At 70.7% G+C, this 23,639-nt stretch carries 24 protein-coding genes; 17 read left to right on the top strand and 7 right to left on the bottom strand.

Annotated features, from left to right (window positions below):
- The first annotated feature begins 2 nt into the window (after positions 1-2).
- The gene (locus ACFXAZ_RS17430; protein WP_384591232.1) at positions 3-869 is read left to right on the top strand and encodes a helix-turn-helix domain-containing protein; all 867 of its coding nucleotides are present in this window, start codon (positions 3-5) and stop codon (positions 867-869) included.
- Here ACFXAZ_RS17430 and ACFXAZ_RS17425 read toward each other — a convergent pair.
- Both ACFXAZ_RS17425 and ACFXAZ_RS17420 read right to left on the bottom strand, forming a co-directional pair.
- A complete protein-coding gene (locus tag ACFXAZ_RS17425) occupies positions 811-1,086 on the bottom strand; it encodes a DUF397 domain-containing protein (protein WP_384591229.1) in 276 nt (91 codons plus the stop codon). The two genes, ACFXAZ_RS17430 and ACFXAZ_RS17425, sit on opposite strands and share 59 nt — an antisense overlap.
- A gap of 8 nt (positions 1,087-1,094) precedes the next feature.
- On the bottom strand, positions 1,095-1,931 hold the full coding sequence (locus ACFXAZ_RS17420) for a helix-turn-helix domain-containing protein (protein ID WP_384591226.1): 837 nt from the start codon (positions 1,929-1,931) through the stop codon (positions 1,095-1,097).
- 179 nt (positions 1,932-2,110) lie between these two features.
- Between ACFXAZ_RS17420 and ACFXAZ_RS17415 the strand changes: the two genes are divergently transcribed.
- The 6 genes from ACFXAZ_RS17415 (at position 2,111) to ACFXAZ_RS17390 (ending at position 6,319) form a co-directional block, all read left to right on the top strand.
- Complete coding sequence (locus ACFXAZ_RS17415) at positions 2,111-2,515, top strand: ATP-binding protein (RefSeq protein WP_384591223.1); 405 nt, start codon at positions 2,111-2,113, stop codon at positions 2,513-2,515.
- Between the two features lie 116 nt (positions 2,516-2,631).
- Positions 2,632-2,916, top strand: coding sequence for a putative quinol monooxygenase (locus ACFXAZ_RS17410; protein WP_384591220.1), 285 nt, complete (start codon positions 2,632-2,634; stop codon positions 2,914-2,916).
- Between the two features lie 133 nt (positions 2,917-3,049).
- On the top strand, positions 3,050-3,505 hold the full coding sequence (locus ACFXAZ_RS17405; RefSeq protein WP_384591218.1) for a DUF4260 family protein: 456 nt from the start codon (positions 3,050-3,052) through the stop codon (positions 3,503-3,505).
- A gap of 79 nt (positions 3,506-3,584) precedes the next feature.
- A complete protein-coding gene (locus ACFXAZ_RS17400; RefSeq protein ID WP_384591382.1) occupies positions 3,585-4,094 on the top strand; it encodes a TetR/AcrR family transcriptional regulator in 510 nt (169 codons plus the stop codon).
- 252 nt (positions 4,095-4,346) lie between these two features.
- A complete protein-coding gene (locus tag ACFXAZ_RS17395) occupies positions 4,347-5,417 on the top strand; it encodes a LacI family DNA-binding transcriptional regulator (protein ID WP_384591215.1) in 1,071 nt (356 codons plus the stop codon).
- Positions 5,417-6,319 carry a ribokinase gene (locus ACFXAZ_RS17390; protein ID WP_384591212.1) on the top strand — a complete coding sequence of 301 codons (903 nt, stop codon included), beginning with the start codon at positions 5,417-5,419 and terminating at the stop codon, positions 6,317-6,319. Before ACFXAZ_RS17395 ends, ACFXAZ_RS17390 begins: the two co-directional genes overlap by 1 nt.
- A 216-nt stretch (positions 6,320-6,535) precedes the next feature.
- Here ACFXAZ_RS17390 and ACFXAZ_RS17385 read toward each other — a convergent pair whose 3' ends face one another.
- The 3 genes from ACFXAZ_RS17385 to ACFXAZ_RS17375 form a co-directional block, all read right to left on the bottom strand.
- Complete coding sequence (locus ACFXAZ_RS17385; protein WP_384591379.1) at positions 6,536-7,372, bottom strand: sugar phosphate isomerase/epimerase family protein; 837 nt, start codon at positions 7,370-7,372, stop codon at positions 6,536-6,538.
- 69 nt (positions 7,373-7,441) lie between these two features.
- Complete coding sequence (locus tag ACFXAZ_RS17380; protein ID WP_384591208.1) at positions 7,442-8,617, bottom strand: dihydrodipicolinate synthase family protein; 1,176 nt, start codon at positions 8,615-8,617, stop codon at positions 7,442-7,444.
- Positions 8,614-9,765, bottom strand: coding sequence for a Gfo/Idh/MocA family protein (locus ACFXAZ_RS17375; RefSeq protein ID WP_384591205.1), 1,152 nt, complete (start codon positions 9,763-9,765; stop codon positions 8,614-8,616). Before ACFXAZ_RS17375 ends, ACFXAZ_RS17380 begins: the two co-directional genes overlap by 4 nt.
- A gap of 589 nt (positions 9,766-10,354) precedes the next feature.
- Here ACFXAZ_RS17375 and ACFXAZ_RS17370 point away from each other — a divergent pair.
- The 3 genes from ACFXAZ_RS17370 to ACFXAZ_RS17360 all read left to right on the top strand — a co-directional run bounded on the left by ACFXAZ_RS17370 (position 10,355) and on the right by ACFXAZ_RS17360 (position 12,578).
- Positions 10,355-11,404, top strand: coding sequence for a LacI family DNA-binding transcriptional regulator (locus tag ACFXAZ_RS17370; protein ID WP_384591203.1), 1,050 nt, complete (start codon positions 10,355-10,357; stop codon positions 11,402-11,404).
- A gap of 172 nt (positions 11,405-11,576) precedes the next feature.
- Entirely contained in the window at positions 11,577-11,981 is a 405-nt protein-coding gene (locus ACFXAZ_RS17365; protein ID WP_384591200.1) for a GNAT family N-acetyltransferase, read from the top strand.
- 144 nt (positions 11,982-12,125) lie between these two features.
- Entirely contained in the window at positions 12,126-12,578 is a 453-nt protein-coding gene (locus ACFXAZ_RS17360) for a nuclear transport factor 2 family protein (RefSeq protein WP_384591197.1), read from the top strand.
- A 16-nt stretch (positions 12,579-12,594) separates the two neighbouring features.
- Here the strand turns inward: ACFXAZ_RS17360 and ACFXAZ_RS17355 are convergent, their stop codons facing one another.
- Positions 12,595-14,295, bottom strand: coding sequence for a xylosidase (locus ACFXAZ_RS17355; protein WP_384591194.1), 1,701 nt, complete (start codon positions 14,293-14,295; stop codon positions 12,595-12,597).
- Positions 14,296-14,750: 455 nt separating this feature from the next.
- Between ACFXAZ_RS17355 and ACFXAZ_RS17350 the strand changes: the two genes are divergently transcribed.
- Entirely contained in the window at positions 14,751-15,680 is a 930-nt protein-coding gene (locus tag ACFXAZ_RS17350) for a GNAT family N-acetyltransferase (protein WP_384591191.1), read from the top strand.
- Between the two features lie 183 nt (positions 15,681-15,863).
- The gene (locus ACFXAZ_RS17345; protein WP_384591188.1) at positions 15,864-16,685 is read left to right on the top strand and encodes a sugar phosphate isomerase/epimerase family protein; all 822 of its coding nucleotides are present in this window, start codon (positions 15,864-15,866) and stop codon (positions 16,683-16,685) included.
- Between the two features lie 130 nt (positions 16,686-16,815).
- Here ACFXAZ_RS17345 and ACFXAZ_RS17340 read toward each other — a convergent pair whose 3' ends face one another.
- Positions 16,816-17,382 (bottom strand): RBBP9/YdeN family alpha/beta hydrolase, encoded by a 567-nt coding sequence (locus ACFXAZ_RS17340; protein ID WP_384591185.1) that lies wholly within the window; start codon positions 17,380-17,382, stop codon positions 16,816-16,818.
- A 195-nt stretch (positions 17,383-17,577) separates the two neighbouring features.
- On the opposite strand from ACFXAZ_RS17340, the gene ACFXAZ_RS17335 reads away from it, so the two are divergent.
- The 5 genes from ACFXAZ_RS17335 to ACFXAZ_RS17315 all read left to right on the top strand — a co-directional run bounded on the left by ACFXAZ_RS17335 (position 17,578) and on the right by ACFXAZ_RS17315 (position 23,573).
- Entirely contained in the window at positions 17,578-19,374 is a 1,797-nt protein-coding gene (locus ACFXAZ_RS17335; RefSeq protein ID WP_384591182.1) for a glycoside hydrolase family 3 protein, read from the top strand.
- A gap of 370 nt (positions 19,375-19,744) precedes the next feature.
- The gene (locus tag ACFXAZ_RS17330; protein ID WP_384591179.1) at positions 19,745-22,141 is read left to right on the top strand and encodes a nitrate- and nitrite sensing domain-containing protein; all 2,397 of its coding nucleotides are present in this window, start codon (positions 19,745-19,747) and stop codon (positions 22,139-22,141) included.
- Positions 22,138-22,611: a roadblock/LC7 domain-containing protein gene (locus tag ACFXAZ_RS17325; protein WP_384591176.1), complete on the top strand. Its 474-nt coding sequence runs from the start codon at positions 22,138-22,140 to the stop codon at positions 22,609-22,611. Before ACFXAZ_RS17330 ends, ACFXAZ_RS17325 begins: the two co-directional genes overlap by 4 nt.
- Positions 22,574-22,966, top strand: coding sequence for a DUF742 domain-containing protein (locus ACFXAZ_RS17320; protein WP_384591173.1), 393 nt, complete (start codon positions 22,574-22,576; stop codon positions 22,964-22,966). The genes ACFXAZ_RS17325 and ACFXAZ_RS17320 overlap by 38 nt, the downstream gene beginning before the upstream one ends.
- Positions 22,947-23,573, top strand: a complete 627-nt coding sequence (locus ACFXAZ_RS17315; protein ID WP_384591170.1) for an ATP/GTP-binding protein — start codon at positions 22,947-22,949, stop codon at positions 23,571-23,573. The genes ACFXAZ_RS17320 and ACFXAZ_RS17315 overlap by 20 nt, the downstream gene beginning before the upstream one ends.
- Positions 23,574-23,639 lie beyond the last annotated feature (66 nt).

Here is a 23,639-nt window from a genome sequence, read left to right as displayed (position 1 = left end):
CCGTGAGCAATCAGGCACAGGAGGCACGAGAGGCGTTGGGTGCCCGGCTTCGTGGGTTCCGCAAGGACGCGGGGTTCATGAGCGGCCGGGCATTCGCGCTGGCCACGGGATGGCAGGAGTCCAAGGTCTCCCGGATCGAGAACGGGAAGCAGAACGCCAGTGAGGAGGACATTCGCCTCTGGTGCGCCACCACCGACAGGCAAGGGCACATCGAGGACTTGATCGCCACCGTGCGTCACATCGATGAGCTGTGGCTTGAGTGGCGCCGGCAGCTGGCGTCCGGGGCCGCGAAACGGCAGCAGGACGCCCTACCGGTGTACTCGAAGACCAAGGTCTTCCGTATCTGGCATCCGACGCTGGTGTGGGGAACCCTACAGACCGCCGAATATGCGGCAGAGACCTTTCAGCAGGTCCGAGACTTCTACCAGATTCCCGATGACATCGAAGCCGCCACGGCCAAGCGGCTCGAACGACAGCAGTACTTGTACCGGGGCGCTCGGATCTTCAACGTCGTGCTGGGTGAGCAGGCGTTGTACAGCAACTTCGGCGGCCCGGAGGTGATGAGGGGACAGCTCGACAGACTGCTGGCCGTCATGGGGATCGCCCGACTGAGCCTGGGCGTGGTGCCCCGCTCCGCGCCCCTGCGTATCTGGCCTGGCAACTCCTTCTCCATGTTCGACGACAAGCTGGTGCTGGTGGAGACCTACTCGGCCGAGTTCTCGGTGACACAGCCCCGAGAGATCGAGCTGTACATGAAGGCGTTCGCCACCTTGCAGCAGGCGGCGGTGTACGGGCCCGCCGTCCGGGACCTCATATCCGCCGCGATCCGTCACTTCGACCATGTGGCGACGGGGAGACGACCGTCTTGACCATCGTGGTTGTGTTGTCCCCTGTCCTGACGGACGGGGACTTGAGGGAATCCAGGAAGGTGGCGAAGGCGGGGGCGGGGAAGGCGAGGGCGCCGTATGTACGGTTCTTGGAGTCGCGGATGGCGGTGTGGGTGGGGGTGTTGGCTATCTCGACGCATTCGTTGCCGTCACCCTCGCCGGAGTACGACGACTTCCGCCAGTTGTCAGGGATGGTCATGAGGTGCCTCACAGCTCCTTGGCCAGCTCGTGGATGAAGTCCCGCGACCGGTACGGTTCAAGCGATACGTCCTCCACTTTATGGAAGCGCGTTCGATAGCTGTTGAGCTGAGCTTCGGAGTCGAGGAAGACGGAACCGTGCGGCGCGTCGCGCACCACCGTATCCAGCTTGCGCAAAGGACCACCCACGTACGTCATGGTGCTCGAAGCCCTGGCGAAGTGCTCCAGGTCGAAGGGGATCACCCGCAGGGTGATGTGATCCGCTTCTGAGAGTTCAAGGAGTTGGGCCAGTTGGGCCTTTGAGGCGGCACGGTCGCTCACGCGAATCCGAAGTGCTGCCTCGTGGAGCACCGCTTCGTACGAGATGGTGAACCGCTGACGCGCCCGTCGGTGCTGGATGCGCAGCTCAACTTCGCCGTCGGTCAGTTCGGGCAGCCTGGAGGAGAACACAGCCCGCGAGTAGTCCTCGGTCTGCAAGAGGCCAGGCACGTAAAGAACCGCTACGTGACGGAGAAACCGAGCATGATGCTCCAGCTCGGACAGGTCCAAGAACGGCGTCGGCAGCAGACCCCGGTACTCCTCCCACCAACCCCGTGTCCGGTCCGTGGCCATCCCGACCAGCGCCTCGATGAACTTCGCATCGGTGCAGGCGTAGTGGGAGGCGAACCGGCGCAGTCGCTCCTCGCTGACACCGATGAGCCCCAACTCGATGTGACTGATCTGGACTCGGTTCACTCCGAGCAGCGCCGCTGACTGAACGGCCGTGAGTCCGGCCGCCTCTCGGAGTCTGCGAAGTTCCGTCCCCAGGCGCACCTGACGTGCGGTTGGCTCGCGCCGCTGGACCATGAGCTGCTTCTCCTCTTTCGGGGACGGATCTCGCGTTCGGCTTGCTCCGGATTACAGGTTACCCCTACCGTCAGTGATGCATCGCACACGTAGCGGAAGCGCACCGCATCGCCCCGCCAAGGCGGCTGCGGCATGCCACCGCACGCGAAATCCCCCCACCCCAACGGAGTTGATCACCCATGCCGGAAACCTGGGACTACACGCTCCACATCCCCAACGACCTCAGAGCGGTCACGGTGTGCCGTCGTACTCTGCGGATGATCCTGACCATGCATGGGCTGATCAAGCTCGTGGACATCGCCGAACTGGTCACCACCGAGCTGGTCTCGAACGCCGTACGGCACACGGACGGTTCCGCCGCTCTGCGGGTGCGGCGGACCGCGTACGGCATGGTCTGGATCGGGGCCTGGGACGCGGATCCGGAACCGCCCGAGCCGCCCAAGCCGCTCGAACAGCTCGGGGACGTGGAGGACGGGCGCGGGCTCGGGATGATCGTCGCCTGCGCGGACTGCTGGGGCTGGCAGCCGTCCTCCCGGTTCGGTGACAAGGGCAAGTACGTGTGGTGTGAATTGGCCGCCGCCTAGCGGGCCCGCGCGCCGGACGTCCCCCGCCTGGGCGTGACCGATGAGTCTGGTGTGCCGCCGCGGTCTATCCCCGCAGTGGCCGCGACGATGGACGGTCACACCACGCAAGGAGCGCCATGATCATCATTTCCGGGAAGCTGTGGGTCGACGCCGGTGACCGCGACGCCTATCTCGCCGGGTGCACGGAGGTCGTCAAGCAGGCCAGGGCCGCCGCCGGGTGCCTTGACTTCGCCCTGTCGGCCGATCTGATCGAGCTTGATCGGATCAACGTGTACGAGCGCTGGGAGACCGATGAGGATCTCGCCCGCTTCCGTGGCGCGGGCCCGGAACCCGAGCAGACGGCACAGATCCGCGACGCCGAGGTGAGCAAGTACCGGATCTCCGGCGTCGAGGCGCCGTAGGGCATCTCCAACACCGACAGCGGCTCCGCCGTCACCATTCGCACCGGTTGACGGCTAACAGCATTAGCCTTAGAGTCTGGCTAACGGCATTAGCCAATCTGGCTGGGCCCACAGACCCAAGGAACGCCGACCCATGAAGTCATCCACGCTCACCCCCGCCGTCCAGACCCGGGCCGCCGCTCAGCCGCAGGGCCCCACTCGCTCCTCGCCGAGCGGCCCGCTCCGCGCACTCTGTTTCGCCGCCGCCCTGTTCTGGACGGCCTTCGCCATCCTGGAAGGGGTCAATCACGGCTGGCCGGCGATCCTGATGGCGGTGGTGTTCTTCATCGCGCCCGATCTGACCATGCTGATCGCCGTCCGCGAGGCGCCGGGGCTCGCCAGGGGGCAGCTTCCCGCGCGGGCGGTCCCCTACTACAACCTCGCGCACCGGGCGCTGATCCCCTTCGGCCTCGCCGTGCTCTACTCCTTCACCGCGCCCAAGGAATGGGCGCCGCTCTTCGCGGCTCTGTGCGCCTGGCTCGCCCACATCTCGTACGATCGCGCCTTCGGGTACGGACTGCGGGCGAAGGACGGTTTCCAGCGTGGCTGAGCGGCGGCGGACCAGCGCGAATCCTCCCGAGGGCGACCCCACCGATCCCTCGGCGCGGCTCACCCCCCGGGCCAGGGAGATCGTCGACGCCGCGCGGGTCCTGGTCGAGGAGTCGGGCCTCGCCGCACTCACCACGCGCGCGCTCGCCGAACACCTGGGCATCAAAGCGCCCTCCTTGTACAAGCACTTCCCCGACAAGGCCGCCGTGGAGGTGGAACTGATCGCCCTGAGCCTGATCGAAACGGCACGGACGATGGAAGCGGCGGAGACCCGATACGCGCGGTCCGCCACCGCCCCCACTCTCCTCACCGCCCTCGCCGACGCCTACCGCGCCGACGCCCTCGCCCACCCGCACCTCTACTGCCTCGCCACCGAGGGCCCGTTGCCCCGGCACGCACTGCCCGAAGGGCTGGAGGAGCGCGCGGCGATGCCGCTGCTGCGCGCGTGCGACTTCGACATCGATCGAGCACGAGCGATCTGGGCGTTCGCTCACGGCATGGTGATTCTGGAGATCCACGGCCGCTTTCCGGACGGGGTGGACCTGACGGCGGCGTGGCGGGCGGGTGTGGAGGCCCTGGAGCGCCACTGACTCCGCTCGGATGGTTGACCGGGTAGTCCCTTGGGGCCGAGTTGCTCGGGACGGGAATCGCCTGCTCGGCCATGCGCTCGTGCGCGTCCTCGACGCACCGGGTGATCGCTTCGATCGCTTCAGTGCCTCCCCCTCACCTCCCTGGTCACGATTTGATTTCGTGCCGCTCTCGTCCCTTGTCTTTGGTTCATGTAATCGATTCCAATCCTTCGTGCGGGGGGATGTAATCGATTTCAGGCGGGCAGGTCGGCAATGGCGAGCATCAAGGATGTGGCCGCCGCGGCGGGGGTGTCCGTCGCCACGGTGTCGCGGGTGCTGAACGACCATTCCTCGGTCAGCGCGGACGCGCGAACGCGGGTGCTGGCCGCCGTCGACGCGCTCGGGTACCGGCCGAACGCCGTCGCCCGATCGCTGCGGACTGATCAAACGCGCACCTTCGGTCTGGTCATTCCGGATGTGCTCAACCCGTACTTCACCGAACTCGCCCGGTCCGTCGAGGAAGAGGCCCGTTCGCTCGGCTACAGCGTGATCATCGGGAACGCGGACGAACGTCCCGAGGTCCAGGACCATCACGTACGCACACTGCTCGACCGGCGTATCGACGGGCTGCTCGTAGCACCCACCGAGGGCGGGTCGTCGCTGATGGCGGACGCCGTGCGCGGGGGGACGCCGATGGTCTTCGTGGACCGGTGGCTCCCGGGCGTCGACGTGCCGGTCGTCCGGTCCGACGGGCGGGCCGCCGTGCGGGATCTGGTCGCGCATCTGTGGTCGCTCGGACATCGGCGGGTGGCGATCATCGCCGGGCCGGACGCCACCACCACGGGAAGCGAACGCGTCGCCGCCTTTCGGGAGGCCATGGCGGCGTACGGGCTGCCGGTGCCGGACGTGTACATCGGGCAGGGCGATTTCCAGGCCGAGAGCGGGCGGCGGGTCACCGAGGGGTTCCTCGCGCTGCCGGAACCGCCCGACGCCGTCTTCGCCACCGACAACCTGATGGCGCTGGGCGCGCTGGACGCCGTACGCGCGCGTGGGCTGCGGGTTCCGGACGACATCGCGCTGGTCGCTTTCGACGACATCCGGTGGTTCGTGCACACCGATCCGCCGATCACCGCGATCGCCCAGCCGACGGGCGAACTGGGGCGGGCCGCCGTGCGGGCGCTGGTCGAGGTGATCGCGGGACGGCGGCCCGACTCCGTGACGCTGCCCGCGCGGCTGGTCGTACGGCGTTCCTGCGGGGCCCCGGCCGCCCAGGGCATCCAGGCTGTGGTCGTCAAGGACAACGTGGCCGAATTCGCCGGCCGACCGATCGAGGGAGACAACTGATGTACGACTACGACCTGCTGGTCGTGGGATCGGCCAACGCCGATCTGGTGGTCCAGGTGGCGCGGCGGCCCGGAGCCGGGGAGACCGTGCTCGGGTCCGATCTGGTGGTGCACCCGGGTGGCAAGGGCGCCAACCAGGCGGTCGCGGCGGCCCGGCTCGGTGCCCGTACGGCGCTGCTGGCCCGGGTCGGCGACGACGGGCACGGCCGGCTGCTGCTGGACGCGCAGCGGGCGGCGGGCGTGGACACCGTGGGCGTGCTGGTCGGCGGCGCGCCGACCGGGGTCGCGCTGATCACCGTGGATCCGTCCGGGGACAACAGCATCGTGGTGTCGCCGGGTGCCAACGGGCGGCTGCTGCCGCAGGACGTGCAGGCCGCGGGCGGCCTCCTCCAGGCCCCGCGGGTGGTGTCGGCGCAGTTGGAGATCCCGCTGGAGACGGTCGTGGAGGTGGTGCGCGCTCTGGCGCCCGGGAGCCGGTTCGTGCTCAATCCGTCGCCGCCGCGGGCGCTGCCGGGGGAAGTGCTCGCGGCCTGTGATCCTTTGATCGTCAACGAGCACGAGGCGCGGGTGATTCTGGGCGACGCGTGCGTGAGCGATTCCCCGGCGGACTGGGCGCGGTCGCTGCTCGCCAAGGGGCCGCGTTCGGTGGTGGTGACGCTGGGCTCGGAAGGGGCGCTGGTGGCGACCGGGGAAGAGGTCGCGCAGGTGGCGTCCGTGAAGGTGGACGCCGTGGACACGACGGGTGCCGGGGACGCGTTCACCGCGGCGCTGGCGTGGCGGCTGGGGCGGGGCGAGTCCCTGGTGGAGGCGGCCTCGTACGCGGCGCGGGTCGGGGCGGCGGCCGTGACGAGGGCGGGGGCGCAGGAGTCGTATCCGACGGCCGAGGAGGTCGCCGGGCTGTGACCGGCGGTGAAAACGGGAGGGACCCGGTCCGTCGACCGGGCCCCCCTGCTTTCCCCTCCCTGAATCAGAACCCCCTGTGATTCCCCCCCCCGGGGTCCCCCCAGAGGTTCTGACGCCAAGTACGACCCGCCGGTGTGGGAAACGGTTGCACGCTCGGTCGGAGAATTTTCGTCCCCTGGGAGTCCCCGAGTCCGCAGAACCGTGTTCAGTCGATGTTCAGTCGATCACGTACATCAAGAACCGTTCGGCGGTCTCGGTCAGGACCTCGTGGCCGTCCCGTGCCCACAGTCCGGTGTTGAACAGTTCGATCTCGATCGGTCCGGTGTAGCCGGCGGCCTCGACGTACGCCCGCCACTCGCGCATGTCGATCGAGCCGTCCCCGATCTGTCCGCGTCCCTCCAGCACGCCTTCCGGCAGCGGGGTGATCCAGTCGGCGAGCTGGAAGGCGTGGATCCGGCCTCCGGCGCCCGCGCGGGCGATCTGTTCGGGTGCCTGGTCGTCCCACCAGATGTGGTACGTGTCCACGGTGACGCCCACCTGATCGGCGGGGAAACGCTCGGCCAGGTCGAGTGCCTGGGCGAGGGTGGAGACGACACACCGGTCGGCGGCGTACATCGGGTGCAGCGGTTCGATGGCCAGCCGGACCCCGCGCTCCTGCGCGTACGGTCCCAGTTCCGCCAGCGCGTCCGCGATCCGTTCCCGGGCGCCGCGCAGGTCCCGTGAGCCGGCCGGGAGCCCGCCGGAGACCAGGACCAGCGTGTCCGTCCCCAGGGTGGCCGCCTCGTCGACGGCCCGGCGGTTGTCGTCCAGGGCCGCCGCGCGTTCCTTGGGATCGAGGGCGGTGAAGAAGCCGCCGCGGCACAGGGTGGTCACCTTCAGCCCCGCGTCGCGCATCAGGCGGGCGGTGGCGTCGAGCCCGAACTCGTGCACGGGGGCGCGCCACAGGCCCACGCCCTGGATGCCCAGCTCGCCGCACGCCTCGGCGAGTTCGGGCAGGGACAGTTGCTTCACCGTCATCTGGTTGATGGAGAAGCGGGTCAGATCGGCGGCCATCGCGCGCACCACTCCCTTCATCGGGCCACTTCCTTCACTGGGCCCACTTCCTTCACTTTGCCGTTCCGTTCACTGGGCCACTCCGTGCACGGCGAGGAGGTCCGTCATCCGGCGCCGGGCGAGTTCCGGGTCCGGGAACAGGCCGAGCCCGTCGGCGAGTTCGTACGCGCGGGCCAGGTGCGGGAGGGAGCGGGCGGACTGCTGGCCGCCGACCATGGCGAAATGGCTCTGGTGGCCGGCCAGCCAGGCCAGGAAGACCACTCCGGTCTTGTAGAAGCGGGTGGGGGCCTGGAACAGATGCCGGGACAGTTCCACCGTCGGGTCGAGCAGTTCGCGGAAACCGATCACGTCCCCCGTGTCCAGAACGCGCACCGCCTGTGCGGCGAGCGGCCCCAGGGGGTCGAAGATGCCGAGCAGGGCATGGCTGAAGCCCTGGTCGTCGCCGGCGATCAGTTCGGGGTAGTGGAAGTCGTCACCGGTGTAGCAGCGCACGCCGTCCGGCAGGGCGCGCCGCAGATCGATCTCCCGCTGGGCGTCGAGCAAGGAGACCTTGATCCCGTCGACCTTGTCCGGATGCGCCTCGATGACATCGAGAAACGTCCGGGTGGCCACGTCCAGATCGGTCGAGCCCCAGTAGCCCTCCAGGGCCGGATCGAACATCGGCCCGAGCCAGTGCAGGACGACCGGCTCGCGGGCCTGGCGCAGCAGTTGCCCGTAGATCTCCAGGTAGTCCTCGGGGCCGCGGGCCACGGCGGCGAGCGCGCGCGAGGCCATGACGACGGCCTGCGCCCCGGCCTCCTCCACCACGGCCAGTTGTTCCTCGTACGCAGCTCGGATCTGATCGATTCCGTAGGGGTACCCGGCCTCCGTGCTGATCAATTGATCACTGCCGACGCCGCAAACGATCCGTCCGCCGACGGCCCGTGCCTCGGCGGCGCTGCGCCGGATCAGTTCGGCCGCGCCCGCCCAGTCCAGCCCCATGCCGCGCTGGGCGGTGTCCATGGCCTCGGCGACACCGAGCCCGTGGGACCACAGATGACGGCGGAAGGCGAGCGTGGCGTCCCAGTCGAGCACGGCGGGCGAGCCGGGCGTGACATCGGCGAACGGATCGGCGACGACATGGGCCGCGGAGAAGACCGTACGGGAGCGGAAACCGGCGCCCGGGGAGAGGGCGAGGGGTGCGGGGCGCGGGTGGTAGGCGCGCAGCTCGCCCCCGGCGTCCGGGAGCCGGATGATCGTCGTCACAGGGAGATCTCCGGTACGTCGATGCGGCGGCCCTCGGCGGAGGAACGCAGTCCCAGTTCGGCGAGCTGGACGCCGCGGGCGCCGGCGAGGAGGTCCCAGTGGTAGGGGGCGCCGGCGTACACGTGCCTCAGGAACAGTTCCCACTGTGCCTTGAAGCCGTTGTCGACGTCGGCGTTGTCGGGCACCTCCTGCCATTGTTCGCGGAAGGCGTGGGTGGCCGGGAGGTCGGGGTTCCACACGGGCTTGGGCGTGGTGCCGCGGTGCTGGACCCGGCAGGTGCGCAGTCCGGCGACGGCGGACCCTTCCGTGCCGTCCACCTGGAACTCGACCAGTTCATCGCGGTGGACGCGCACGGCCCAGGAGGAGTTGATCTGGGCGATCGCACCGCCCTCGATCTCGAAGGTGCCGTAGGCGGCGTCGTCGGCGGTGGCGGCGTAGGGCTCGCCGTTCTCGTCCCAGCGGCGCGGGATGTGGGTGGTGGCGAGGGCCTGTACGGAGGTGACGCGGCCGAACAGTTCGTGGAGGACGTACTCCCAGTGCGGGAACATGTCGACGACGATGCCGCCGCCGTCCTGTGCGCGGTAGTTCCAGGAGGGGCGCTGGGCGGGCTGCCAGTCGCCCTCGAACACCCAGTAGCCGAACTCTCCCCGGATGGACAGGATCCGCCCGAAGAAGCCGCCGTCGATGAGCCGCTTCAGCTTGAGCAGGCCCGGCAGGAAGATCTTGTCCTGGACGACGCCGTGCTTGATGCCCTTCTCCTGGGCGAGCCGGGCGAGCGCGAGGGCGCCGTCGAGTCCCGTGGCGGTGGGCTTCTCGGTGTACACGTGCTTCCCGGCCTCGATCGCTTTCCTGATCGCCTCCTCGCGCGCGGAGGTGACCTGGGCGTCGAAGTAGAGGTCGACGGAGTCGTCGGCGAGGACGGCGTCGAGGTCCGTGGAGAAGTGATCAAGTCCGTGCTGTTCGGCCAGCGCCTTCAGGGCGTGTTCGCGCCGTCCTACGAGGATCGGTTCCGGCCACAGGGTGGTGCCGTCGCCCAGGTCGAGCCCGCCCTGTTCGCGCAGGGCGAGGATCGAGCGGACGAGGTGCTGGCGGTAGCCCATGCGCCCGGTCACGCCGTTCATGGCGATGCGGACCGTCTTGCGTGTCACGTTGTTCCCTTCGCGGGCGACAGTAAGCGCTTTCTATCGCCCTAGACGCTAGCCTCTGCGCACGGGGTGGGACAAGGGGGGCGGGCGATCTGGACGATCTGGGTGATCTGGGGGGCTGGGAATCTGGGGCTGGGAAGTCTGGGGGAGCTGGGAGCCTGGGGGGGCGGGTGCCTGGGGGGAGCGGGTGCCTGGTCCGGATGGCCTGGCGGCTGGTTCGGCCGGGGGGGGCGACTGGTCTGGATGGCCTGGCGCCCGGGCTGAGTGATCGGATGATCGAGTGATCGAAGATCAAGTGATCTGGTGATCCGGCGATCTGGTGATCGGGGTGACTCCTGGAGAATCGGGTGGCCCGGTGATCGGGGTGGCCCGGTGATCGGGGTGGCCGGATGGCCCAGGTGACTCGGGTGACCCGGTGACTCGGATGACCCAGCGATCGGGGTGGCCGGATGACCCAGGGGACTCGGGTGACCCGGCGATCGGGGGCGATCCGGTGACTCGGGGGACCGGGGATCGGGGTGACCCGGTGGTCCAGGCAAGGGCATGACCATCAACCCGTAAGACAAGAGACGTGCGACCGGAGGACGACGACATGACGGTGACCCTGGCGGACGTGGCGGCCCGTGCGCAGGTCTCGCCCGCGACGGTGTCGCGCGTGCTGAACGGCAACTATCCGGTGGCGGCGGCGACACGGGAGCGGGTGCTGAGGGCCGTCAAGGAGCTGGACTATGTGCTCAACGGTCCCGCGAGCGCGCTGGCGGCGGCGACGTCCGATCTCGTGGGGATTCTGGTCCATGACATCGCCGACCCGTTCTTCGGCGTCATGGCGAGCGCGATCCAGGCGGAGATCGGCGGGCCGGGGGGCCGCGCGGGCGGCGAGCGGCTGGCGGTGGTCTGCAACACCGGGGGTTCGCCGGAGCGGGAGCTGACGTATCTGACGCTGCTGCAACGCCAGCGGGCGGCGGCGGTCGTGCTGACCGGCGGTGCGGTGGAGGACGCGACGCACGGGGCGGCGGTGGCGGCGAAGCTGCGCAGGCTCACCGACGCGGGGACGCGCGTGGTGCTGTGCGGGCGCCTTCCGGTGCCGGACGCGGACGTGGTGACGCTGGCCTTCGGGAACCGTGACGGCGCGCGGGAGCTGACGGAACATCTGCTCGGGCTGGGGCATCGGCGGATGGGGTATCTCGCGGGTCCGGCGGACCGTACGACGACCCGGCACCGCCTGGAGGGGCATCGGGCCGCGCTGGCGGCGGCGGGGGTCGCCGAGGACCCGCGCTGGACGGTGCACGGCGGCTACGACCGGCGTTCGGGGTACGAGGCCACCCGGGAACTGCTCGCCGCCGATCCATCACTGACGGCGGTGGTCGCCGCGAACGACTCGGTGGCGCTGGGGGCGTGCGCCGCGCTGCGGGAGGCGGGGCGGCGGGTTCCGGACGATGTCTCGGTGGTCGGTTTCGACGACCTTCCGTTCAGCGTGGACGCGGTTCCCGCGCTGACGACGGTCCGGTTGCCGCTCGCGGAGGCGGGCGCGCGGGCGGGGCGGATCGCCATGGGGCGCGAGGAGGCGCCCGCGGGTGGGGTGGCGGAGGTGCGGGGGGAGTTGGTGGTACGGCAGTCCTCCGGGCCTGCGCGCGGGGAGTGACCTGCGGCTGCGTGATGCCTCCGGCGGGGAGCGCCCGGACCGGCCCAAGGCCGACGGGGCGACGGGACGGCCGGACGACGGGACGACCGGGCGACGGGACGGCCTACGGACCCCTGCGGAGCCCAGTCCCAAGGACCAGGAGAGTCATCAGCGGCGCCTACCGTTCCGCCCCATGCCCCTCACGTACGCATGGCGCGGCGACTTCGACAACGACGACGTCAACGCGCTGCGCGCCGAGGCGTTCGGGCACGCCGTACTGTCCGAGGACTGGTCGGCGCAGGTACGGCGGCACAGCCTGGGGTGGGTCTGCGCCCACGAGGGCGACGGGCGGCGGCTCGCCGGGTTCGTCAATGTCGCCTGGGACGGCGGGGTGCACGCGTTCGTGCTGGACACCATGGTCGCCGTGGACCTGCGCGGTCGCGGTATCGGCGCCGGACCGGTCGCCCACGCGGTCACCCACGCCCGTGCGGCGGGCTGCGAGTGGCTGCACGTCGATTTCGAGGAACGGCTGCGCGGCTTCTGCTTGGACGCCTGCGGCTTCGCGCCGACGGACGTGGGACTCATCGCCTTGCGTTGACGTGAGGGCCTTGCGCTGGCCCCAAGCCCTGCGTTGATCTCAGGCCCCGCGCTGGCCTAAAGCCCGGCGTTGATCTCAGGCCCGCGCAGACCCCAGCCCCTCCCCCCTTGACCTCAAGCCCGCTTGACATACGAGGCTCGCGCCATGACCGACACCTCGGAAACCGCCCCCGATGCCGCCCCCGACCCCACCCTCGTCCACCACCTCGTCCACCGCCTCTTCCGCGCCCTGGACGCCCGTGACCTTCAGCCCGACCGGATGCGCGAGTTCGTCACCGAGGACGTGCGGATGGAGACGCCCGTCGGGGCCGGGGTGGGGGCCGACGCGGCGCGGGGGGCCGAAGAGGCGCTCGCGCCGTTCGCCGTCACACAGCACATCGCGTCCGGGATTCTCGTCGACGCGCACGACCCGGGCGGTGGCACCGCCCGGGTCTCCTGGAACGCGCTGATGACGCATGTCTACGCCGACGACACCCTGTTCACCGTCGGGGGTTTCTTCGACGCCGACCTGCGGTGGACGCCGGACGGGTGGCGGTTCAGCCGGATCGCCGTCCGGCCCCTGTGGACGCGGGGGACGCCACCGCAGGTGAAGCGGTAGCGCCCAGCGGCACCGCTCAGACCGTCGCCAGGTCGAACTTCTCCGACTGCCCGATCGTCGTACTGCTCGCGATCAGCGGCGACGCCCCGGCGCCCGCCGCCGTGACATACCGGCCGTTCGCGTCCGCGAGCAGGCTCACCGTGCCGTCGGCGTTGGTGACCAGCTTGAAGGTCTCCCAGGCGTTGATGGCGACCCGGTTGGAGATCAGGGCGGCGGCGCCGGCGGAATCCGCGGAAACGATACGGCCGTTGGCGCGGGCGCGCAGCGCGATCTTGCCGCCGCCCACGTCGAGCCGGTCGAAGCGTTCCCAGCCGCCGGCCGCGTCGCGGTTGGCGATCAGCGCGGAGGTGCCCGCGTTCTCCGCCGTCACGAACTTGTTGTTGGCGCGGGAGCGCAGGGTGATCGTGGCGACGGCCGGGAGACCGGCGGAGGTGCCCGTGACGAAGGGCGTGGTGGGCCGGGTCGCCGTCACGGCCAGCTGGCCCTTGAGCATCCGGCCGCCGTCGCCCGTCAGGCGCAGGTAGTAGTCCGAGGAGCAGGCCGTGCCGTCCTCGTCGAGGCCCAGCAGGCCCGAGCCGGTGGGGATCCAGCTCTGCGACTCCGCGGTCTTGGCGATCTGGTTGCCCTCGTTGTACTCGTCGTACATCGCGATGTAGATGCCCTGCGACCCGGCGCGGGTCACGTTGTAGAACTGCCGCCACATGAAATCGCCGTGCGCGCGCTGGCGTTCGCCCACGTCGCCGGGGACCACGCACGGCTGGTAGTCGATGCCGGTCTTGGCGCACTCCGCGAGGTCGGGGACCGTCGCCACGTTGTAGAAGTTGTCGGAGTCGGCGACGTTGCCGATCCGGCCGACCATCCACGGGGAGATCATGTTGAAGGCGTGGTAGACGCCGCTGAAACCGGCGCGCGAGTCGTTGTTGCCGGTACGCCACCAGGTGGGGACGCCGCCGATGACGTAGCAGCCCTGGTTCTTGAACCAGTTGACGACGTCCAGGCAGGCGGCGGGCGTGAAGTTGCGCTTGGGGTCGTTGAAGCCGAAGCCCCAGAGGCAGACCACCGGCTTGCCGTTCTGCTTGGCGTAGGCCGTACTCGACGTGTGGGCCTTCATCTTGTTCGTCCAGTCGGTCTTGATCTCCGACTGGAAGGCCGTCCAACTGGTGACGTCGTACATGATGTAGAACTTGCGGCCGTACTTCTCCGCGGCGCTGCGCACCTTGGTGGTCATCGCGTCCCGCGTGGGGCCCTCGCCGCCCATCGGGTTGAAGCGCTGGAGGGCGGCGGTGTCGATGCCGTACTGCTGCATCCACAGGAAGTGGGTGTCCACGGTCTGCTGGTCGTACGAGGAGAAGACCGTGGGCGCGCGGCCGTTGCCGAGGTTCGCGTACGCCGTGGTGTACGTCTTGGTGTAGTCGCGGACGTCGGGCCACGCGGTGATGGTGTGGTTCGACGGGGAGGGCGGCTGGGCGCTGTTGGGGCTCCAGTGCCACCACGCGTTGATCGGGGCGCCGTCGCCCTTGCAGGCGAACCACCCTTGGTAACCGACGGTGATCTTCCCGACCACATCGCCGGGCGGGCTGGCGCTGGCGCTCACGTCGGAGGTGGTGGCCGCGCGGGCCGCGAAGGCGCCGAGGGCGGCGGCCGTGGTGCCACCGGCGGTCGCGCCGAGCACCTTGCGGCGGGTCCAGAAATGCTTGCGGTGGAGGGAGTCCGGCATGCGGGGATTCCTGCCTGGAGGAGTGGGGGATGGGGGTGGAAAAAAGCGGGGGGTGAGGCTTTTGGGGAGTTGGCCACGCGGTGGGGATGGGATCCGCGCGCAAATCTCAAGGTGTGAGTTAAGTGGCCATGGTGACGCTGAGTCAAGCTCGGGGGATGGACTGATCGAAAGCTGTGCGTTGACTGTGAGCGTTTCGTGCCCGATAGAGGGTGATTGCGGCGACTGCCGTCCGCCCGTACGGACATGGGGCACCCACCCCCGCCCGCATGGACTGGGCACCCACCCCGCCCTTACGGACCAGGGCACCCACCCCCCGCCCGTACGGAAGAGCGGCGCCCCCCTCCACCCGCACGGCACGCCATGGACGCGCCCGTGGCCCCGGCCTAAGATTTCTCTGACTGAGTCAGATATCTCGTCTCTCGATCGCCGCCGCCTCTCCACCCCCGGGGCCCACCATGACCGTCCAGGACATCCGTTCCTTCAACCGCTTCTACACCCACCTCATCGGCGCCCTCGACTACGGCCGCCACACCTACGCCCCCTACACCCTCACCGAGTCCCGCGTCCTGTACGAACTCGCGCACGCGCCCCACGTCGACGCGGCCGATCTGCGCACCCAACTGCATCTCGACGCGGGATATCTCAGCCGGATCCTGAACAAGTTCGAGCAGGACGGGCTGATCGAGCGCGGGCCCGGCGAGCAGGACTCCCGGCGCCGCCGGATCGGCCTCACCGCGGGCGGCCGGTCCGCCGCCGGTCTGCTGGAGGAGCGGGCCCGGGCGACGGTGGGCGCACTGCTGGCGACCGTGCCCGCGGCCGACCGGCCCCGTCTCTCGGACGCGCTGCGCACGGTCCGTACGCTCCTCGGCGACGGCAGAGCGCCCCGCCCCGAGGACGTGGTGCTGCGCGCGCCCGTCCCCGGCGACCTGGGCTGGATCGTGCAGCGCAACGCGGCGCTGTACACCGCCGAGTACGGGTGGAACGGCGACTACGAGGGCCTGGTCGCCCGGATCGTCGCCGACTTCGCCGCGGACCACGACCCGCGGCTGGAGCGGGCGTGGATCGCCGAGCTGGACGGCCGTCCGGTGGGGTGCGTGCTGTGCGTACGGGACGAGGCGCCCGCCACCGCGCGGCTGCGGCTGCTGCTGGTGGAACCGGACGCGCGCGGGCTCGGCATCGGGGACCTGCTGGTCACGGCGGTCACCGACTTCGCCCGCGCGGCCGGTTACCGGGACCTGGTGCTGTGGACCAACGACATCCTCACGGCCGCCCGGCGGATCTATCAGCGCCATGGGTTCGTGCTGGTCGCTCAGCAGCCGCACCGGTCGTTCGGAAAGGACCTGGTCGGCCAGGACTGGCGACTGGAGCTGCGCGCGGCAGCCTAGGGCCTCTCGTCTCGATCATGCCGGGCTCGCGGGCCCTGGCACCGCGCCTCGCGGCGTTGTCGTCGGTCACCAGGGCTCCGCCCCGGCTCCCTCCTCCGCCTTGCGTCGCACGGCACCAGACCCCGCTCCCTGATCCGGCCTGATCGAGACGGAAGACCCGACCGACGAGTAGGGTCCGGCAGTATGAAGCTGGCCTTCTCCACGCTGGGAGTCCCCGGCCTCCCCCTGTCCGACGTGCTGGCACTCGCCACCCGGCACGGCTACCACGGCGTCGAACTGCGCGCCCACCCCGAGGAGCCGGTCCACCCCGGCATCGGCCCGGCCGAACGGTCCGCCGCGGCGGCCGGGTTCGCCTCCTCCGGCATCGAACTGCTCGGCCTCGCCGGATACGTACGGGTCGCCGCGCCGGGCGACGACGGCCCCGTACTCGACGAACTGCGCACCCTGCTCGACCTCGCGAAAGACGTCGGGGCACCGTACGTCCGGGTCTTCCCGGGCGCCGACCCGCAGCAGGACGCGGCCGAGTCCGACGCCGCGGCGGTGCGCCGGCTGGCCGAGGGCGCGCGGTACGCGGCCGACTCCGGCGTACGCATCCTGATGGAGACCCATGACTCGCATCGCACCGGCACCGAGGCCGCCCGGGTGCTCGGGCCGGTCAGCCGGCGGCTCGGACCCTCCGGCGAGCGGAGCGTCGGCTCGCTGTGGGACGTGATGCACACCTGGCTCGGCGGGGAGCAGCCCGCGCAGACCTTCGCCGCGCTCGCCCCGTACCTGGGCTATGTCCAGGTCAAGGACATCGCGTCCGCCGAGGACACCACCCCGCTGGCGCTCGGCGCCGGGATCCTGCCGCTCGCCGAGTGCGTCGAGGTGCTCTCCCGCAACGGGTGGGACGGCTGGCTGTGCTGGGAGTACGAGAAGCGCTGGTACGAGGCGGCGAAGCCGTTGCCGGAACTGCTGGCGGACGGAAGCCGCCACCTGGGACGGCTGCTGCACGACGCGGCCTGAGCCCGCCCTGCGGGCTGAGCGGGCCGGGGTCCCGGACACGACCGGGACCCCACCCCTCGCACGGAACCAGCGACCATGACCGGGACCGGTGTCCCCGACGCCGGACCCGCGCGGCCCGGCCCACACCCCGTCATGCCTTCCCCGTGACCCGCGCCTCCCCGTCCAGGCACCAGTCCAGCACCCCCGGCCACGCCCCGTACCCCGCCGGCAGATCCAGATGCCCGGCGCCCGGCAGGACGTCCACCGGGATGCCGAGCGGACCGGCGTAGAGCGGGCCCGCGCCCTCCGGGCAGTACGGGTCGTTGTCGGTGCCGACCATCCGGGCGCCGCGCAGGGTCACGTCCAGCGGCGGCGGGCCGAAGGCGGCGACCTCGGGCAGATCCGCGACGACGCGGTACGACGGCGGGGCCACCAGCAGGACCCGGTCGATGTCCTGCGGTATGCCCCGCGCGACCGCGTGCAGCCAGGTCAGCACCGACAGGCTGTGCGCCACCACGACCCGCTCCGGCCCCGCCAGCGCGGCGAGATGACGGCCGTACTCGGCGAGCCACACCTCCAGCTCGGGTTCGTCCGGATCCGGCAGCTGCGGGTACACGACCTGGTGGCCCAGTGCGTCGAGCCGGTCGGCCAGCCAGTGCTGCCAGTGCTGCTCGGGTCGGTGGTTCTGCCAGCCGTGGAGGATGAGGTACGAGGTCATGGGGTGATCGTCGCCGAAGGGGCCGACGGGGGTCCAGCACCACCGACACACCCCGACACACCCCCGCACCCCCGGATTCCAGGAGGCGGGCCCCTTCAGCGGTTACCGTGCACTCCCTTGACCGGCGGAAACTTCCCCGACCGTGGTGACTTCCGGGAAGTTTCCGTCAGCGGATCACCTCCGGAAGGAGCGCACGTGCCCTCCAGACGTACCGTCCTCGCCGCCACGGCCGGTGCCACCGTGACCCTGGCGATCGGCACCGAGGCCCGGGCCGCCGCCCGGCACCCCGACCGCGAACTCCGTGCCCTGATCTCCCGGATGACCCCGGAGGAGAAGGTCGGGCAGCTCTTCGTCTCGCGGGCGTACGGCCACTCCGCCACCGCCCCCGATCAGGCGGACATCGACACCAATCTGCGCGAGCTGGGCGTACGGACCCCGGCCGAACTGGTCGCCCGCTACCACCTCGGCGGGATCATCTACTTCGCCTGGGCGCACAACACCCGCGACCCGCACCAGATCGCGAGCCTGTCCAACGGCCTCCAGAACGCCTCCCTGACCCGCCCGCGCGGTCTCCCGCTGCTGATCTCCACTGACCAGGAGCACGGCGCCGTGGCCCGGATCGGCCGCCCCGCGACCCTGCTGCCGGGGGCGATGGCGATCGGCGCGGGCGGCTCGCCCGGCGACGCCCGCCGGCTCGGCCGGATCTCCGGCTCCGAACTGCGGGCGATGGGCATCCGGCAGGACTACTCCCCCGTCGCCGATGTGAACGTCGACCCGGCCAACCCGGTGATCGGCGTCCGCTCCTTCGGCGCCGACCCGCACGCCGTGGCCGCCCTCGTCGCGGCCGAGGTGACCGGCTACCGGTCGGCCGGGGTGGCGGCCACCGCCAAACACTTCCCCGGGCACGGGGACACGGCCGTCGACAGCCACTACGGGTTCCCGGTGATCACCCACAGCCGCGAGGAGTGGGAGACGCTGGACGCGGTGCCGTTCCGCGCGGCGATCGAGGCCGGGATCGAGTCCATCATGACCGCGCACATCCTGGTCCCGGCCCTCGACGACTCCGGCGACCCCGCGACCCTCTCCCGCCCGATCCTCACCGGCATCCTGCGCGAAGAGCTGGGCTACGACGGCGTCGTGGTCACCGACGCGCTCGACATGGCGGGCGTACGGCAGAAGTACGGGGACGACCGGGTGCCGGTGCTGGCGCTGAAGGCCGGGGTGGACGTACTGCTGAACGCGCCCCGGCTGGACGTCGCCTGGAACGCCGTGCTGAAGGCCGTCCAGGACGGCGAACTGCCCGCATCACGCCTGGACGAATCGATCCTGCGGGTGCTGCGGCTGAAGGCGCGGCTGGGTCTGTTCGACGCCCCGTACGTCAGCCGGTCCGGCGTGGACCGCGCGGTCGGGACGCGGGCGCACCTGGCGGCGGCCGACCTGATCGCCGAACGCACCACGACCCTCCTGGTCAACCGGGACCGGCTGCTCCCGCTCGCCCCCGCCACCCACCGCACCCTGCTCGTGGTGGGCGCCGACCCGGACTCCCCCACCGGCACCACCGGCCCGCCCACCGCCGTCCTCGCCACCGCGCTGACCGAACTGGGCTTCACGGCGACCGCCCTGTCCACCGGCACGTCCCCCGCACCGGCCACCGTCGACCGCGCGGTCGCGGCGGCGGCGGACGCGGACGCCGTGGTCGTCGCCACCTGCAACATCTCGGCGACCAGCGCCCAGAGGACCCTCGTGGAGCGCCTCCTGACCACCGGGCGGCCGGTCGTCGCCGTGGCCGTCCGCAACCCCTACGACGTGGCCCACCTCCCCGGCGTCCACGCCGCCCTGGCCGCCTACTCCTGGACGGACGTGGAACTGCGGGCGGCGGCACGGGTGATCGCCGGAAGGGCACGGCCCCGGGGGAGGCTGCCGGTGCCGGTGCGGCGGGCGGACGATCCCGGGCGGGTGCTGTATCCGCTGGGGCACGGCCTGTCCTACTGACGTCCAGGACGGGCCCGTAGGACCGCCATAGCGGAACCCGGAGCGGAACCCGGAGCGGAACCCGGAACCGAAGCCGAAGCCGGAGCCCGAACCGAAGCCGGAGTCGGAACCGGAGCCGGAAATCAGAGCCGGAGAGCCGGAATTGGGGTCAGAAGCACCGATCCACACCATCCATAGGAAGATCGTTTATTGAGTCCATAGGGAGATCCTTTGATCAGTCGCTAAACTGCCGCCCTGTCATGACTCGGACCACTGCTTCCGGGCATCGTCCGTCATCACTCACATGCCGGGGACCACTGTGGCACTCCACGCACGCACCACACGCACCGCGAGCCGCCGGACGGCACAAGGGGGCGCTCCAGAACGCCGGTTGTCACTGCGGACGATCCTGTTCGCGCTTGCCCTGGTGCCCTGCCTCGCGGTGGTCTCGCTGGGCACCATCAACTCGGTTCAGAGCTACGAGGACTGGCGCAGCGTCCACGACCGGCGAGAGGCGGTCCTGCTCTTCGACGATCCCCTCCTCGCCCTCATGACCGCCGTACGGGACGAGCGGCGGCTCAGCTCGATCGCACTGGCCGCTCCCGGGGCGGACCAGTCCGCGCTCATGCGCCAGCGCGACCTCACCGACAAGTCCGTACAGGACCTCGAAGCGCTGTCCGATTCCGTGCCGACGGATCTCACCGAGGGCTACCAGGAGCTGGACGAGGCTCTGGGGAAGCTTCCCGGCTACCGCGACGCCATGGACCAGGGGTCCGCCGACGCGGAGGGGACCTTCAGCGACTACACCGCGATCGTCACCCTGAACCTCCAGTTGTTCGAGGACTTCAGCAGCACGTTCGCCGAGCAGGCCCCGGTCTCCCGGGCGGCGATCGACGCCCAGTGGGGCTTGGAGATGATCTCGCGGGAGGACGCGTACATCGCCTCCGGTGTGGCGAACGGCGAACTCTCCGGTGGGCAGCGCTACCAGATCACCAGCGCGGTCGGCGCCCAGAAGCACATCTACAACGACAAGGTCGTGCCGCAGCTGTCCGCCGCGCGGGCCGAGCCCTACGAGAGCGTGCTGTCCGGTTCCGACTGGGAGAAGAAGGTCGATATCGAGACCGGCCTCCTCAGCACGGAGGACGCCGACAGCCGCGGCCGGACGCCCGTGGCCGCCTCGGTCGGCGAGCAGTGGCAGCAGACCCTCGACACGCTCACGGGCCAGCTGGAACAGGCCGGCGCCGGCTTCGCCGACGACATCGAGACCTCCGTCCAGAACCAACTCGACGACCTGATGACGAAGGTGATCGTCAACGGCGCGGTGAGCGTGGCGGCCGTGCTGCTGGTGCTCCTGTTCACGCTGCGCCTGACCGGCATCCTGCGCCGCCGGATCTTCGGGCTCCGCGCCGAGGCCCTGGAACTCCAGACCCGGCTGCCCGACCTGGTGGAGCGGCTGCGCCAGGGCGAGAAGGTCGACACCGACGCCGAACTGCCCGAGATCCGGCACGGCGACGACGAACTCGGCCAGCTCGGCCAGGCCCTCAACCAGGCCCGCAGCTCGTCCCTGGAGACCGCCGTCCGCGAGGTCGAGCTGTACCGCGGCTTCGAGCGGCTGCTCCAGCGCATCGCCCGGCGGACCCAGCTGCTCATCGGCATGCAGCTCAAGCGGCTCGGTGAGATGCAGCGCCAGCACGAGGACCCGGCGGTCCTCCAGGGGCTGTTCGACCTCGACCACCTGGCGGCCCGGCTGCGCCGCTACGAGGAGAACCTCGTCATCCTCGGCAACGGACAGCCGCAGCGCCGCTGGCGCCGGCCCGTGCTGCTGCTGGACATCCTGCGCTCCGCGCAGGGCGAGGTGCAGGACTACCGCCGCATCCAGATCGACACCGACGGCGAGGCATGGCTGTCCGAGCGTGCCGTCGGTCCGCTGGTGCACGTCCTGGCGGAGCTGATGGAGAACGCGGTGACCTTCTCCAAGCCGCCGACGCCGGTCGAGGTGCGGGCGTCCCAGGTGGGACGCGGTGTCGCGATCGAGATCGAGGACCGCGGCATGGGCATGGACGCCGAGCAGTACGTCGCGGCGAACGCGCTGATGGCCGACCCGCCCCGGATGGACGTGATGTCCCGCGCCGACGACGCCCGGCTGGGCCTGTACGTCGTGGCCCGGCTCTCCGCCAACCTGGGCCTCAAGGTGGAGCTGCGGCGCTCGTCCTACGGGGGCACCCGGGTGGTCGTCCTGGTGCCCGGGGAGCTGATCGCCGACGGTGGACCGCTCACCGAGCAGTACCCGCCCGCCGATGCCACGGCCTTCCCCGACCAGCTCGCGCTGCACGCCGCCGCCGATCAGCCGAACGACTTCTTCGATCCCCGGCGGCACCGGCCCAGCGACCGGGAGGCGTTCACCCGTCCCCTCGTCGGCGCCTGGGTCGAACCGCCGGCCCGGCCCACCCCGCCCCCGCCCCCGCCGCCGCCCTCGGTTCCCGCCCCGGCCCCCGCCGCCGCCCCGAGGCAGGACACCGAGCCGCTGCCCCGTCGGGTACGGCAGGCCAGTCTCGCCACCGAACTCCGGCAGCCTCCCCCCGTGTACCAGGAGGCACCGCACCTGGACCCGACCACGGCCATGGGGGGCGTTCCGCCACTGCCGAGGCGGACCGGGGCCCGCTCCGGCGCCACGGTCGGAGCCTTCCAGCGCCAGTCCCGGACGGCCCGGCTCAGGCCGGCCTCCGACCCACAACCCAACCACCCCGCCCCGGGTCCCGAGGGGACCCGGAAGGAAGACGGACGATGACTCTGCGAAGCACTGCCACCAACTCCGACCTCGACTGGCTGCTCGACCGGCTGGTCGACCAGGTTCCGGGCACCCGGAACGCCGTGGTGCTGTCCGACGACGGGCTGGTCGTCAGCCAGTCCAGCAGCGTCGCCCGGGTCGACGCCGAACGCCTGGCCGCCATCGCCACCGGTCAGCAGAGCCTGGCGCGCGGCATCGGCGAGGTGTTCGGCGGCGGTGGCGTCCACCAGGTCATCGTCGAACTGGAGTCCCTGTGGCTGTTCATCAGCTCGGCCGGCCGGGGGACCCATCTGGCGGTCGTCGCGGACCAGGAGGTGGACGCCGAGGTGATGGCCGTCGCGATGGACACCCTCGTCCAGCAGGTGGGCCAGCATCTGGGCACCGAGGTGCGGGTCGTCCAGGGGCATGTGCAGGAGCGGGGGGAGGACGTGAGTGAGGCACTGGGCCGACACGGCGGCGGACGACGATGACGCGGAGGAGGGCCTGGTCAGGCCGTACACGATCACTCAGGGGCGGACGGCCTCGGCGCGGGACGACCTCACCCTCATCACGGTGATCGCCACCGTCGCCGGGCGCGGCGACCAGCAGACCGACCGCAGCCTGCAACCCGAGCACCGGCTGATCCTGAGGCAGTGCCGCTCGCCGGTGGCGCTCGCCGAGGTCTCGGCCCGGCTGCGGCAGCCCATTGCGGTGACGAAGATCCTCGTCGACGACCTGCTCGGGATGGGCAGAGTGGCACTGCGCCCGCCGCTCACGGTCGTGATGGGCGAGGAACCCGACATGATTCTTCTTCAGGCGGTGAAGGATGCCCTACTCAGACTCTGACGACCAGCAGACCGGGGCACCGGTGTCCCAGGCGACGGCGGTCAAGGCGCCCGCCGCCGTGAAGATCCTGATCGCGGGCGGGTTCGGCGTCGGCAAGACCACCATGGTCGGGGCCGTGAGCGAGATCCCGCCCCTGAACACGGAGGAACAGCTGACCGTCGCGGGCCTCGGCGTGGACGACCTCGACGGGGTGGAGGAGAAGACCACCACGACCGTGGCGCTGGACTTCGGCCGGATCACGGTGACGTCCGAGCTGGTCCTGTATCTCTTCGGCACGCCCGGGCAGGAACGCTTCTGGTTCATGTGGAACGACCTGGTGCAGGGTGCCCTGGGCGCGGTCGTCCTCGCCGACACCCGGCGGCTGGCCAGCAGTTTCGCGTCGATCGACTTCTTCGAGAGCCGCCGGGTCCCGTTCGTGGTCGGCGTCAACTGCTTCCACGGATTCCAGGACCGCACGGTGCCCGAGATCAGGGACGCGCTCGACCTCGACCCGAACGTCCCCGTCGTCATGGGCGATCTGCGGGACAAGCAGGCGAGCCGGGATCTGCTGCTCGCCCTGGTCAACCGGCTGATGGCGGGCCGGGCACCGCTCCCGACCCGCCGCTGACGACCGGCCGGTCCGTTCTCTGGGCCCGCGGGACGCGGAGCGGTACGTCGGGCATCCGCCACGGAC

It is taken from the genome of Streptomyces sp. NPDC059477 (genome assembly GCF_042749375.1).
Classification (GTDB): Bacteria; Actinomycetota; Actinomycetes; order Streptomycetales; family Streptomycetaceae; genus Streptomyces.
Note: the sequence above shows the minus strand (reverse complement) of the source record. Positions and strands in the feature narration are given on the sequence as shown.

What these genes read in the sequence shown, in the direction of transcription:
- ACFXAZ_RS17395 (WP_384591215.1), top strand. Translation starts at nt 4,347, where the DNA reads ATGGCGAGCATCAAGGATGTGGCCGCCGCGGCGGGGGTGTCCGTCGCC.
- ACFXAZ_RS17390 (WP_384591212.1), top strand. Translation starts at nt 5,417, where the DNA reads ATGTACGACTACGACCTGCTGGTCGTGGGATCGGCCAACGCCGATCTG.
- ACFXAZ_RS17385 (WP_384591379.1), bottom strand. Translation starts at nt 7,372, where the DNA reads ATGGCCGCCGATCTGACCCGCTTCTCCATCAACCAGATGACGGTGAAG.
- ACFXAZ_RS17405 (WP_384591218.1), top strand. Translation starts at nt 3,050, where the DNA reads ATGAAGTCATCCACGCTCACCCCCGCCGTCCAGACCCGGGCCGCCGCT.
- ACFXAZ_RS17350 (WP_384591191.1), top strand. Translation starts at nt 14,751, where the DNA reads ATGACCGTCCAGGACATCCGTTCCTTCAACCGCTTCTACACCCACCTC.
- ACFXAZ_RS17370 (WP_384591203.1), top strand. Translation starts at nt 10,355, where the DNA reads ATGACGGTGACCCTGGCGGACGTGGCGGCCCGTGCGCAGGTCTCGCCC.
- ACFXAZ_RS17315 (WP_384591170.1), top strand. Translation starts at nt 22,947, where the DNA reads ATGCCCTACTCAGACTCTGACGACCAGCAGACCGGGGCACCGGTGTCC.
- ACFXAZ_RS17410 (WP_384591220.1), top strand. Translation starts at nt 2,632, where the DNA reads ATGATCATCATTTCCGGGAAGCTGTGGGTCGACGCCGGTGACCGCGAC.
- ACFXAZ_RS17345 (WP_384591188.1), top strand. Translation starts at nt 15,864, where the DNA reads ATGAAGCTGGCCTTCTCCACGCTGGGAGTCCCCGGCCTCCCCCTGTCC.
- ACFXAZ_RS17360 (WP_384591197.1), top strand. Translation starts at nt 12,126, where the DNA reads ATGACCGACACCTCGGAAACCGCCCCCGATGCCGCCCCCGACCCCACC.
- ACFXAZ_RS17355 (WP_384591194.1), bottom strand. Translation starts at nt 14,295, where the DNA reads ATGCCGGACTCCCTCCACCGCAAGCATTTCTGGACCCGCCGCAAGGTG.
- ACFXAZ_RS17365 (WP_384591200.1), top strand. Translation starts at nt 11,577, where the DNA reads ATGCCCCTCACGTACGCATGGCGCGGCGACTTCGACAACGACGACGTC.
- ACFXAZ_RS17420 (WP_384591226.1), bottom strand. Translation starts at nt 1,931, where the DNA reads ATGGTCCAGCGGCGCGAGCCAACCGCACGTCAGGTGCGCCTGGGGACG.
- ACFXAZ_RS17425 (WP_384591229.1), bottom strand. Translation starts at nt 1,086, where the DNA reads ATGACCATCCCTGACAACTGGCGGAAGTCGTCGTACTCCGGCGAGGGT.
- ACFXAZ_RS17415 (WP_384591223.1), top strand. Translation starts at nt 2,111, where the DNA reads ATGCCGGAAACCTGGGACTACACGCTCCACATCCCCAACGACCTCAGA.
- ACFXAZ_RS17340 (WP_384591185.1), bottom strand. Translation starts at nt 17,382, where the DNA reads ATGACCTCGTACCTCATCCTCCACGGCTGGCAGAACCACCGACCCGAG.
- ACFXAZ_RS17325 (WP_384591176.1), top strand. Translation starts at nt 22,138, where the DNA reads ATGACTCTGCGAAGCACTGCCACCAACTCCGACCTCGACTGGCTGCTC.